General features: G+C 52.8%; 12 protein-coding genes. 1 reads left to right on the top strand and 11 read right to left on the bottom strand.

Features of this window, described 5'->3' with window-relative positions:
* Positions 1-180: 180 nt before the first annotated feature.
* Both HNQ36_RS25175 and HNQ36_RS25170 read right to left on the bottom strand, forming a co-directional pair.
* Complete coding sequence (locus HNQ36_RS25175) at positions 181-792, bottom strand: 2-hydroxychromene-2-carboxylate isomerase (RefSeq protein WP_184090517.1); 612 nt, start codon at positions 790-792, stop codon at positions 181-183.
* A 217-nt stretch (positions 793-1,009) separates the two neighbouring features.
* The gene (locus HNQ36_RS25170; protein WP_184090514.1) at positions 1,010-2,698 is read right to left on the bottom strand and encodes a methyl-accepting chemotaxis protein; all 1,689 of its coding nucleotides are present in this window, start codon (positions 2,696-2,698) and stop codon (positions 1,010-1,012) included.
* Between the two features lie 526 nt (positions 2,699-3,224).
* Here HNQ36_RS25170 and HNQ36_RS25165 point away from each other — a divergent pair.
* Positions 3,225-3,851 carry a GNAT family N-acetyltransferase gene (locus tag HNQ36_RS25165; protein ID WP_246395539.1) on the top strand — a complete coding sequence of 209 codons (627 nt, stop codon included), beginning with the start codon at positions 3,225-3,227 and terminating at the stop codon, positions 3,849-3,851.
* Positions 3,852-3,978: 127 nt separating this feature from the next.
* On the opposite strand, the gene HNQ36_RS25160 is transcribed toward HNQ36_RS25165, so the two are convergent.
* The 9 genes from HNQ36_RS25160 to gcvA all read right to left on the bottom strand — a co-directional run bounded on the left by HNQ36_RS25160 (position 3,979) and on the right by gcvA (position 12,108).
* Positions 3,979-4,791 (bottom strand): amidohydrolase family protein, encoded by an 813-nt coding sequence (locus HNQ36_RS25160; RefSeq protein WP_184090511.1) that lies wholly within the window; start codon positions 4,789-4,791, stop codon positions 3,979-3,981.
* A gap of 141 nt (positions 4,792-4,932) precedes the next feature.
* Positions 4,933-5,265, bottom strand: coding sequence for a pyridoxamine 5'-phosphate oxidase family protein (locus HNQ36_RS25155; RefSeq protein WP_184090508.1), 333 nt, complete (start codon positions 5,263-5,265; stop codon positions 4,933-4,935).
* Between the two features lie 767 nt (positions 5,266-6,032).
* Positions 6,033-6,347, bottom strand: coding sequence for an antibiotic biosynthesis monooxygenase family protein (locus HNQ36_RS25150; protein WP_184090505.1), 315 nt, complete (start codon positions 6,345-6,347; stop codon positions 6,033-6,035).
* A gap of 110 nt (positions 6,348-6,457) precedes the next feature.
* A complete protein-coding gene (locus tag HNQ36_RS25145; protein WP_184090502.1) occupies positions 6,458-7,375 on the bottom strand; it encodes a LysR family transcriptional regulator in 918 nt (305 codons plus the stop codon).
* Positions 7,376-7,670: 295 nt separating this feature from the next.
* Positions 7,671-8,060, bottom strand: coding sequence for a tautomerase family protein (locus HNQ36_RS25140; RefSeq protein ID WP_184090499.1), 390 nt, complete (start codon positions 8,058-8,060; stop codon positions 7,671-7,673).
* Between the two features lie 1,180 nt (positions 8,061-9,240).
* Complete coding sequence (locus HNQ36_RS25135) at positions 9,241-9,657, bottom strand: nuclear transport factor 2 family protein (protein ID WP_184090496.1); 417 nt, start codon at positions 9,655-9,657, stop codon at positions 9,241-9,243.
* Between the two features lie 103 nt (positions 9,658-9,760).
* Positions 9,761-10,105, bottom strand: a complete 345-nt coding sequence (locus tag HNQ36_RS25130) for an antibiotic biosynthesis monooxygenase family protein (RefSeq protein WP_184090493.1) — start codon at positions 10,103-10,105, stop codon at positions 9,761-9,763.
* A gap of 67 nt (positions 10,106-10,172) precedes the next feature.
* Positions 10,173-10,940: an isocitrate lyase/PEP mutase family protein gene (locus HNQ36_RS25125; protein WP_184090490.1), complete on the bottom strand. Its 768-nt coding sequence runs from the start codon at positions 10,938-10,940 to the stop codon at positions 10,173-10,175.
* A 130-nt stretch (positions 10,941-11,070) separates the two neighbouring features.
* Positions 11,071-12,108 carry a transcriptional regulator GcvA gene (gene gcvA / locus HNQ36_RS25120; RefSeq protein ID WP_210312209.1) on the bottom strand — a complete coding sequence of 346 codons (1,038 nt, stop codon included), beginning with the start codon at positions 12,106-12,108 and terminating at the stop codon, positions 11,071-11,073.
* Between the last annotated feature and the right edge of the window lie 16 nt (positions 12,109-12,124).

The raw sequence follows: 12,124 nt of genomic DNA, 5'->3' as shown, positions 1-12,124 counted from the left end.
CTCTTCGGTAAACCTGCTCTTACGCATCGTCTGTCTCCTGGCTGGAGAACAGAAATCCTAACTCAAAATCGAGGGCGTTTCAGGGGTGCAGGTCAGTTAGCACTCGATCACGGCGCTCGACACGAATCGGCATAGTTGTCTCCCAAGCTGCGACGCACTCCGAATGCCCTACCTTTGACTTCACGAACTCGAGGCAAACTGAAACGCGTCATCGAGACGATCATTACCCCAGAACACTTCTTTTCCGATCAAAAACGTCGGCGCGCCAAAGATGCCGTTTTTGCGCGCCTGCTCGGTTTGTTCGCGTAACATACTCTTTGTGGACTCCGCTTTGGCTTGTTCTAGTATCTCGGAAGCCGATAGCCCGAGATCCGTCAAAACCGGAGCTAAGATTTCAGGTTCGTTGATGTCCTTATCCAGCGCGTAGTTGAGCTCCATAACTCTGCGACTGAATTCTCCGATCCAAGGCTTATCAACACCTAACAGCGCGACGCGTAATGGCAGCACACCAGAGCGGGGAAATGTGCTCGGCTGCAACCATTTAAGTCCATATTTTTTGCATTGACGCGGCACATCTTGAAGCACGTAAGAGCGTTTTTCCAGTTGCTCTACGAAAGGGTTTACCTTGAAGCCGACAGATTGAAAGATCGCCCCGAGCAAAAACGGCTTCCATATCACCTTAACATCTCGACGCGCCGCCTCGCCTTCGATCCGCATGACGCTCAGATAGCTATATACGCTGCCATACTCGAACCAAAATTCGATTGCGTTCTTTGCGGACGGATCATTCATAAGGCACTCTCCACGAGAAATCGGCCGGTTGTCATTTCGCCACGCCTTTGACGCAACTAATGTCATACGACTATCGCTTCGTTGTTGTCCTTGGGCGCCGGCAATGGCGTGAAAGAAGCCATGTGCTGCGTCATGTGCCGATACTGAATCTGGATCAGCTCGCTGCTCAATGACCTCTTCTCGACAATGCAGTGAGGTATATTCCTTCGCTCAATGCTTAGGCAGAGCGCACGGAAATCAAGAATTGATCTACCTCCACGTTTAGCCGCGAGCTAAATTCGGATAGCGACCGAGCGGCAGATAAAACCTCTAATGAAGCAGCCCCGGTCTCGACCGCACCTCGCTTTACATCGATAATGTTTGACGACACTTGTACAGTCCCTTGCGCCGCCTCCTGTACACTTCGAGAGATGTCTTGCGTTGCCGCGCCCTGTTCCTCTACTGCAGACGCGACAAAGGATGAGATTTCCGCGATCTTAGCAATCGTTTGTCCAATTTCCTTAATCGCAACAACAGAACCGCCTGTCGCCTGCTGAATGCCGTCTACATGGCCGCTGATCTCTTCTGTGGCCCTGGCGGTCTGCTCGGCCAATTCCTTGACTTCGGCTGCGACGACTGCGAACCCTTGGCCCGCCTCGCCCGCGCGAGCGGCTTCAATTGTGGCATTTAGAGCGAGTAGCTTAGTCTGGGCTGCGATCGAACTAATCAAGTTGACCACCTCTCCGATTCTGGCCGCTGCGTCTGCCATTTTGCCAACTTGAACATCAGTCAATTGCGCCTGGTCCACTGCTGCATTGGCGATTCGCGCAGACTCTTGAACTTGACGGCTGATCTCGATAACTGACGACGCTATTTCCTCAGCAGCAGATGCTACAGATTGTACATTCACGGAGGCTTCTTCTGAAGCAGACGCCACCGTTGTCGTCAGTTCTTGTGACCGATCAGCCGTGATGGTCAACGTTCCCGCAGACATCTCCAGCTTAATCGCCGATGAAGATACGGTCCGGATAATCTCACCGACGGTGCCCTCGAAATCATCGGCGAGCTTGCACATATCCAATTTGCGTTGATTCGCGGAGCGGGCCTTTAGGCCCTCGCGCTCCTCTCGCAGCCGCTCTCCTTCGACCATTCTATCCCGGAAGATCTTAACCGCGCGCGTCATTTGCCCAATCTCATCAACGTGTTCGACCTCTGGTAATTCAATAGAAAAATTTCCATCCGCGAGACTCTGCATCTTTGCCGCGACGCCCTGGATTCTCGCACTCACAGTTCCCCCAACCAGCGCAATGAGCCCAATTGCAGGAAGTGCGAGCAGCGAAAAAAGGCCAACGACCTTCCAAATCATTGCGGTGAAATCAGATCGAATATCGTCAATGAAGACGCCCGTTCCGATCAAAATGTTCCAGGGCACAAAGCTCTTTGCATATGTGAGTTTAACGGCTGTCTGAGAACCGCCCGCATGTAATGGCCAGTCATACGCATAGCTACCTTCGCCCTGACGATCCTTAACGATCTGCCAAAGGGCTGGCACAATTGGAACGCCTCTTGAATCTCTGATGCCCGATACATCCTTACCCATCAGTCGAGGGTTCGGATGAGCAAAGCCAACGAGATCGTAGGTGTGAGCAAACAGATATTCCTCGCCAGCATACCTGATCGCAAGCATTGCTTCCTTGAAGCTTGATTGAGCTTCTTCACGCGTCAACCGGCCTGCAATGACTTCCTGCTCGAATTTCTCGGCGAGGCTATAACCGACTCCGACTACAGCTCGCAACGTACCCAGTCTATCCTGGTACATTCGTTGATAGCTGAGCCATAAGCTGGTAGCGGCGATGCAACTAACAGCTATCGCCGCAGCAATGACAAGACTCCACAACTTTGCTCGGATCGATAGCTTGTTCAGCAATTCGGCCCCCTTCCTGTAAGACTAGGGCACGCTTACAGCGACACACCCTGCCCCCAGTCAGCATCCAGATTCTTACGCAAACGGCACTTAACTGACTCACGGTAGCTCTCGCGGCAAAGCTCCGGCCAGACGGTCAACGTCCCGGAACCGGCCATCGACCGGCTAACGATTTAGATGCTCATGATGCAGAATGCCACAGCCGGGCAAATTGTGTACGGCACACTTGTCGATCAACTACTCGACTCGCGCTACTTTCATAATCAGATAATTTTGAAGTCATACTTCAGAAACGCGAAATCAAGCTCGCAACCTTGCATGCTCAAGTGCAAAGCCAGCTGCAACGTGACACAACGGTAGGAAGACATCTGAAATAACATCTTGGACGAGCCGCGAAGATTTGCGGAGACTTTCGTCGTTTCGGACTGAGCGAATTTGACCGTGCTGAAGCCAGACATCAAGAACTCGAAATTGTAATACTACCGCATCGTATCGTAATTTCAGATACCATCGGTTCTTTCAGAACGTTATGGCAAGCGAAGAACCCGCTCCTCCGTTTGATTGGTCAGTCGAAGCATATCAGGTGCACGAGTCAACGGTTGCACGCCGTTCAGGGTTGGCTAAAGGAACTACTATGGCGCTTTTAATACGCAAGGCAACGCTCTCCGACGCTGCAGCCATCTTACCGATATTCAATCAAGCTGTTCTCGAGACAACCGCCGTTTGGTCAGATCAACCTTCCGACTTGCTCGGGCGAGAAGAGTGGATCAACATAAGAATCGAAAAAAATCTGCCCGTTATCATTTGCGAATTAGATGGAAAAGTTGCGGGATACGCTGCCTTGTCAGATTTTCGCCCGCTGGACGGATACCGACATACAAAAGAAAATTCAGTATTTGTCGACAACACTCTGCATCGACGCGGAATTGGACGCGCTCTGATGGTGTCGCTACTACAGAGGGCGCAGCAATGCAACGTCCACGCTGTCGTTGCCGCTATCGATGCGGCAAACGGCGCATCGATTTCCCTCCACAGCTCCTTGGGATTCAAGCAAGTAGGAAGGCTTCCCCAAGTAGGAAGAAAGTACGATCGATGGCTGGATCTTATCTATATGCAAATGTCGCTAAAAGCTTCACCTTTCACGCAGGAGTCATGAACGCGGGAGGGTATGCATTAGATCCGCAGAAACCGGTATTGAGGTGACGAGATATTTCTGCCTTCGCTCAAGTCAGAATGCACGCAGTGTGCCCCTTTCGGATCGCTTTCTCCTGAAAACAGCGCCCCTACAGTCCAAACACCCGGCGCGCGTTCCCGGAAAGGAAGGCTTCCTGATCCCGTGGCGAAAGGCCCAGCGCGCCCAAACCGGCCAGACACTTTTCAAAGGAGATCATTGGCCAGTTGGTTCCGAACATTGCCCTTGCTCTTCCCGGCCCCTTCATCCAATCGACAAAGGCCGGTGGTAGGCGATGCAACGCATATGCCGATGTATCGACATAAAAATTCGGAAACTTGACCGCGAGACTCGTCAGTTCATCGAGCCACGGGAAACCAACGTGTCCACCAACAACAACAAGTTCGGGGAAATCTAGAAGCACGTCTTCGAGGTAGGGAATGGGGCGGCCAGTCTCGGATCTTTTCAGTGGCCCCGTGTGGCCAATCTGCGTGCAGAATGGAACGCCGACATCCACACACGCAGCGAAGACCGGATAGTAGTAACGATGATTTGGAGGCAGATTCCAAAGCCATGGCGCAACGCGAACACCCACGAATGTTTTTCCATCGACCCACCGTCGGATTTCACGAACACTCTCCATGGGATTATCAAGCGGCACCGTCGCCAGGCCTCGAAATCTATCTGGAGCCACGTCGATCTGCTCGGCGACTTCCTCGTTGCTGATAAGCGAGCCCTCGGGACCATGCCACGCAGACAACAAGGCGATATCGACGCCGGCTGCATCCATCGCTTGGATGGTTTGCTCAACATTAGTTGAAAGTAGCTCACCAGATCGGCCATTCCAACGCATCAGCGGCTCTAGCCAGGCACTCTGCGCCATGCGCTCTGTGGTAATTTGCGCCCAGACGTCAATCACTGTCATAAAGACATCCTTCGAAATCTATCGCGATTGTCGAGGGTGGAAGTACTTTCATATTTCGGACATCCAGGGCCCAACGCCATTAACTTGAGAATTGAATCCCGTGCCGCGAATGGAGATGGACTGACGATTACCTCGGATTTGCTAAGGCAAGCGCCAACTGCCTTCGTGACCTCGCTCAAGAATAACTGGCTGCAATCCAAACGGCTCCGGCGTACCACCGCGAATCCAAAGCTTCATTCTCTGGACGCTAACTTCAATGAAAATGGCATTTTCTCGCTCTGCCTTACTGGGAAAATAGTTATCGTAGGCGTCTCGCCACAAATGCTCGATTTCAGAGAAGTCTTCAATCAGAACCGCGCCACCAGTAAGAGCGACATAACCCTCTCCAGGCTCGTCCTGAAATGTGACATCCACTTCTTGGACGAGGCGTAGATCGGACGTCTTGCGCGAACGACGATCGGTGAGAAAAAGCACCTACCAGTCGCTGCCGTGCGAAACGGATACAGTACCCATTGGCCGCACCGCCATACCGCCGGCAGACCCGGTTATCAGCCAGCAATGCCTGCCGCGCTTCACGACCCTCGCCGCACCAACCAATAGGCGCGCTATTTCCAAATCACTATGCTTTTGTTCTGCATGCGTCATAGGTTCGATTCGTTAAGAATAGCAACGCGCTGCTCGACGGCCCCGGCGCTTTTACTTGTCGTTCTTCGCGGCAAACTCGGCGTGATAATCGGCAAGCCTCCTCAATGACGATATGAACACCGGCCTAACCTCGCCGGGATGCTCGCTTAGCCAGCTTCACGCGCATGAATTCCCGCGAACAGCCCAAAAAGGTATTCAATGTGAAAGCTAAAACAGTCGATATACGTATCTTGGCGGGGTGGAGTATGCGACGGATGGGAATTATCGACAAACAACTATCGGAAGCTTTCATGCAGCTTGCTCAATTTTCGATACTGTTAAAAGACGAAAACAATGAAAGTCAGAGATTTGGAATTCGAATGCATCCTAGGACCCATTTCTCACTTTCGTCGCGTGATTGACCCAGGAAACAAGCAGAATTGCTCGTGCTGATAATCACATCGCGAATGAACAGCATGCGAACCCATGTTAGCATGCGCGGCGTATTAAAGTCGCCGGACAGGACGCTCCTCCAGTTCGTTCCTTTCAGCCCTTCAATCCCGGTTAGTTGTGAGTTCGCGCGGATCCCGTGGTGATACTATTCAGCAGTACACGCATCATGATTTACCGGCCTTGCGCTCCCACGAGCGGGTATGAGTGACATTGCAGATTTGATACTTGAAACTGCTGTAGAACTTTGCGAAGCCGAGCTTTTTCGCCTCAACGTGTCCAGCGTGAACCTTCCATTCGTGAAGCGCTTTCTCAGATTCGAACTCGACGATCGTCACTCTCTCGCCATCCTCAGCGACAAATCCTTTGTGCGAAATGTGGCCTGGGATGCTCTGAACCAATTCACTCATCTCGTTGGCCTTCGGGCCATATTCATCCAGAATATCGGGAGCGAGGCGGGTGCGAAATACGGTGACGATCATGGAAGCATTTACCTCTGAAACGAAAAACGAATAACTGCTAACATCTGAGCAGCTACTTATCAGTAGTGCGCATCGTGAGTTATAAATCAAATGCATTATTTATATAATCATTATGCTTCAGGCGAGTTTTTACGCAGCTTTTCCTTCAGCCCTATCACAAGCTGATCAACTGCAGAATCGAAGCGGCTTGGCATCGCACTCCGGATCAGCATCACCATCGCAGGCATACTGAAGTCCACCACAGATAGGATTTGCCGTCCCTTGCGATGGGGGCTGTGCTCAAATAGACGACGAGGAACGAGTGACAGGCCCTCGCTCCTCGACAGCAGCGATAGTTGAAGGTCCTCGCCGAAAATTTCGGCAGCGATGCGAATAGGAAGTTGTTGGCGATCGAAGGCGCGTATCAGCGCGGCGCGACAGCCGCATCCGGCTGGATTCAGAAACCAGCTCTCTTCTGTTAAGTCGCGCAACCTCCATGGGCTACCATCCCGTTTTGTAGGGTGCCGCGAGGCGGAAACAACAACAACTTCTTCGGCTCCAAGAGCAATCTTTTGAAGCCCGTTCGGGATCGAGTGGTCGTCGGTTAGTAGGCCAACGGCACAATCAATCACCCCGCTCCTGACTTCCTCTATGAGACCGACACTCCAGTTCGAACTAATCTGGAGACGAACGCGCGGGTAGTGCTGCCGCAGCGTATCAAGAGGGCCTGTCAGAACTATCTCGCCTAGGCCGTGGGCAATCCCAATTTTGATTTCCCCCGCGGGATCGGCAGCGCTTGTCGTACAGGATTCAAGCTCTGCCACGGCAGCGAGCACGCGCCTGCAATGTTCAAGAACATGGTTGCCAAGCGTAGTCAGGACCGCCGGCTTCACTGCACGATTGAACAGGGCCCCTTCTCCGACCCTTGCCTCGAAACTTTGGATGCGGCGTGACATTGCCGGCTGGGTCAGGTTGAGGCGAGCAGCCGCGCGGCTCACAGAACCCATTTCCGCAACTGCAACAAATGCTTCTATATCTTGAAGATTCATGAGGCCTATGCATAAACCAGATGGAGACATGCATAAAGTGCTTTCCCCGACGTCGTTGCGCGCCGATGTTTGTCATATCGCTCGAGCGCTCCTCTTTTCGATCGAGACCGAAGCTGTCGGCGACGCGCTCTGCTGAAGACGTCTTTCTGCATTCGCGTCGAACAGGCATACTCCGCTTCATTCCAGCTGACTAACTACCGCCGTCAGCCGACGACTACTTAGCAATGCTCTCGCAATAAAGCTGACCGTCTCCAACCATCTTTTGAAGAATTTTCATAATTCGGTCGGCTCTTTTTTAAAGCCCTAGCACCGATTTCACGGATCCTGCGCTGCTGAATGACCAATCAATCGGCTTGTTTTCAATTAGGAAGATGATCAAGTTGTTCGGATCCACACCAATTTTACGAAGGTGATTACGGACATTACTGTAGAGCGCCTCTTTTTGATCGTTTGAGCGTCCAGCCAGCAACGCGATCTCAATCACAATCGTCGACTTGGGATCCCTATCACCGAGAAACGTTGGGTGGAATATTGTATCCCCGGCGGAGTATCGCGAGATCAAACAGAAGTGGTCATCAGGATTTACACCACAGGTCTCCACGAGGCTGGCATGTAGAACCTCGTTGATGGCGTGGCAGCTCTCAACGGGGAGAGAGTGCGGCACATGAATTTTATTGAACGGCACCAGAGCTTCCTCATTTTAGCGTTATTCATTGACCCCACTGTAGGTCCTGAGCGTGCCTGATTGTCCATATCGCGCAGGAAAGAGCAACATCCGTCAGTCAGCTAGTTGATTCTCTTTTTGTAGCTTTCTAACTGACTCCATTTCTCAGCCTTTTGAGGCGCCAGCATCCATTGAAACGTCTCTGGATACGAAATCGACGCTGTAGTTAGGAAATTTGAATCACAAGACGATGGAAGGGCGGCTCGCGGGATTGCTCGCAGATCAAGCCGCTACAGCCGGGTCAACGACCCCACGTTGTTCAAAATTGGCCGCGCTTGCATAGCTACCTTTTCTGACCAATTGCGGTTGGCACATCGCGTCATTCGCTGCTCCGCAGAACTCGTTCAAGTTCGGCGCAAAGCGGAAATCAACTTGGCTGCACTTGCAGTACCCGGTCTATGAGTACGCACCCTAGCTGGTGCGGTTCGCAGGATTGAACTCGCCGAGTGGCGAATCAACAAGCTAGTCAAATCGAACAACGAGACATAGGAAAACCGGATCGGGCGACTGATAAGCATTTCGTTCTTTCTTTATCAGTTAGCCGACAGATCCCATTTCTCGCCATTCCTTATCAGAATCGCTTTGCTCCCGCCCCGTTCGCGTTAGTAAGCTGTTCAGTTGCCTGTAATCGCGAGCCAAATGAATAGGCTCGATAACAACTGTAACCAGACACACTCCTCAGCTTTCATGAAATGCCTTGGCGATCTGATCGTGCAACGACTCCACGAGAAAGACAGAACGGCTCGGTCCGCTGTCTGTATGAACGCCTCAACGGGCATCCCTAATCTTCCGCCTGCAAGCGGCGCAACTTCAGGAAGTTGAATGCGACCACATAGTAACTTGCGCCGGCTTTTGGATCTTGAGAAGTATCGACTGCGATACGACTAAAATTCCCAACATTTCTGGCGTCGTTCGCTGCAGATCGGAGACTTAGAGGCTGGCCCAGGCTTCTAATCGATGTCGTTCGAGGAAATTCTTATTTCCACAGTCAAGGCATCGCTCTCAGGGACGATTACCATCAGCGGCAATGTCTACCGACAGCGCAACAGTTGATCTATTGCGCACGGTCGTACGCGCGTACAGGCCAGCCTCACGTTGGCTCGGCGGTGACAATGGAGGCAACCCCGTCTGCGCCGCGCTATCAGATTTCCCCTGTACTGGATTCGACATGAAAACCCTTCGATGTGATCAGCCACGTCCCACCGATTCGATGCCAAGTCAGATAATCTACGAACAACATCGTGTTAACTCTGACGCGCACCTTCGTGAAAGCCTGGGTCGTGGATGCGAAGTCAATCAAAAGGACCTCATCCGCGCGTGCTGCGTTCAGCGATTTCGGCGATTGACGCTTGTCGAGGATATCTCGGTATACTTGGGCAGGCCACGCAACCATCTGCCCCTCGCGATATCCGTGTAACTGGACGGTCGATCGAAAAACCTGATCAAAGCGCGACGTATCGCAATCGTACATCAGGTCGAAATATTTTTGAATAGCTTCAATTAGGCCAACGGCGCAAGCACTGTCGAGAGATGCAAATCCATCGAGCGTCGTGGTCATCAAAACTCCTTGATAGTTGAGAAATAGCTGGGGCGTCTATAGCGTATCATACAGCTGCGAATCCCATCAAAACCCCGATCGTTTCACTGCGCGCCCAGTTCTCTCAGACGTGCGCCGCACGGCTGTCCTCTGGCGCCTGTTCGCGCTCTGTCATCCCGTAGTCGCGCAGGACCACCGCAACGCGCAGCCGGTAATTGAGGAATACATCCTTGCGACTGTTCGACTGCACATTCCTATGAACGTTCCAATTCCGGAATGCGTCCACCGATGCTTCGTCGCGCCAGATCGACAATGCCAGTAGCTTTCCTGGATCTGAGAAGCTCTGAAATCTCTCAATCGAAATGAAGCCGTCTATTTTTTCTAGCTGCGGCCCCAGTCTGGCGCCCATATCGAGATAGGTCTGCATTTTTCCTGGTGCAGGCCAGGATTCGAAAATCACTGCGATCATAGCGTTTGCCCAATTCTGATTACAATGCGCTATATCCGAGTCTCGGCAATGAGGACGGAAAGCCGGATCAATGTCGTGGCGGAAGCCGCCCTTCATCCCGAAGCAGCTGGGCAGCGACATCGAAGCCTTTCCATGCGGCAGCCGCCAGCGACGCGCCAATGCTGACCCGGCGAACGCCGACTGCAGCAAGCTCTGCCACAGTGGGGCTCGGCCCCGTTATCATAACATTCACCGGCTTTGGGCTAACCGCCGCGACGATACTGGCGACCCCCGACAAATCGGTGATACCGGGAGCATACAGACAGTCAGCGCCGGCATCCGAATAAGCGACCAGACGGGCAATCGTCGCTGGAAGATCCGACTTTCCGATAAAATGACCTTCGGATCGTCCGACCAGAAGAACGTTCTCACCGGACTGATCGATCGCGCTCCGCGCCGCGCGGACACGCTTCACCGCTTCGGGGAAATCTAGAAGATCGGTCCCCTTTCGATCTTCGATTGATAGGCCCGCGACGCCAGTATCGATCGCTTTCAGGACGTTCGTGAATACACCGTCAGCACTATCGGCATAGCCCGTCTCGAAATCCGCGTTGACGGGCAGAGATGTCGCCAAAGATAAAGTCCGCAAATGGTCCAGAGCTTCGTTGAGCGTCAGTTGCTGATCCTGACGTCCCAGCGACCAGGCGAAACCTGCACCTGTCGACGCCAGCGCCTTGAAGCCTAGCTTTTCCAACCGGCGCGCGCTGCCAATGTCCCAAGGATTTGGAATAGCAAAACATCCACCCTGATGCAGTTCGCGGAAGGCTGCCCGCCTTTCAGCGTATAGAGTTATCATATCGGTCTCTTAACTTGTTAAGTCAGGCCGCTGGAAAGGATACCAGCCCGGTCGTGATGATCCGAAGTAAAGATGGATGACACAGGAAGTCCGGACAAATGAGTAATATTGTTTCGCACATGAAACAGACTCACGTTGGAAGCAAGCTTGGCGCAGGGGAGGCCGCCGCCTCCTCAAGAATCCAGGAACGAAATGCGACAATCCGGGGATCATCCGAGCGAGTCTCCGCACCGATCAACCAATAGGAGGTTTTGCTACACACTGATTCCCAAACTTCGACGAGAGTGCCCGCCTTTAGCTCCGAGTTGACTAGGGGCTTTCGTCCAATTGCAACGCCGAGACCTTGGCTGGCCGCTTCGAATGCCATCTGAATTGTGTCGAACCGCAAGCCATTGGCTGCATCCGGCACGGGGCGTCCACAACCTGCCGCCCAGGCGGCCCAATCTTCGCTTACCGTCGTAACGTGGATCAGCGGCGACTGCTGGATATCCTTCAGCTTCCGCACCCGTTCGTAAATACCCGGCGCGCACACAGGGACCATTTCCTCGCTAAGCAGCTTGTCGGCGATAAAGCCGTGCCAGTCGCCGCGCCCCATGCGAATGGCCAAATCCACACCGACGTCAGACAATTCAGTGCGCTCATGCGATGTATCGATCGCGACGCGTATATCGGGATGGCGCTCGCGAAACCTATGAAGCCGCGGCAACATCCATTTCGCGGCGAAGGTTGGCGCCATACTGATTGAGATCTGTCCCAATCCTTGATTGCTCGAGATACTCGCACTGCCGCTAGAAAGCAGTTCAAGCGCTTGACGGACAATTGGAATGTACGCGTTACCGGCTTCTGACAGCACAATCCCCTTAGTTGTCCGAAGAAAAAGCGGAGTTCCCAGCCAGTCCTCCAGTGAATGGATGCCGTGGCTCACGGCACTGGGTGTCAATAAAAGCTCTTCAGCTGCGTTTTTGAAACTCAGCAGGCGAGCCGACGCCTCAAATAAGCGAAGCGAATTTAATGGGGGCAACCTATGACGCATCACGTGTTCCTTCCTTAAGGCGCTTTTAGCACTCCCGAACTGCCGCGAGCGGTCAAGTTGAAAAATCTTCATCCGCTGGCGAAGATTATCGGTTTGTTCGATTGCGTCGACATCTGCGACGATCGGCCCATGCAATCTGCAAGGAGATCGC

Origin of the sequence: Afipia massiliensis, from assembly GCF_014203115.1 — a bacterium.
GTDB lineage: Bacteria > Pseudomonadota > Alphaproteobacteria > Rhizobiales > Xanthobacteraceae > Afipia > Afipia massiliensis.
This window is presented reverse-complemented; position numbering and strand designations above follow the sequence as displayed.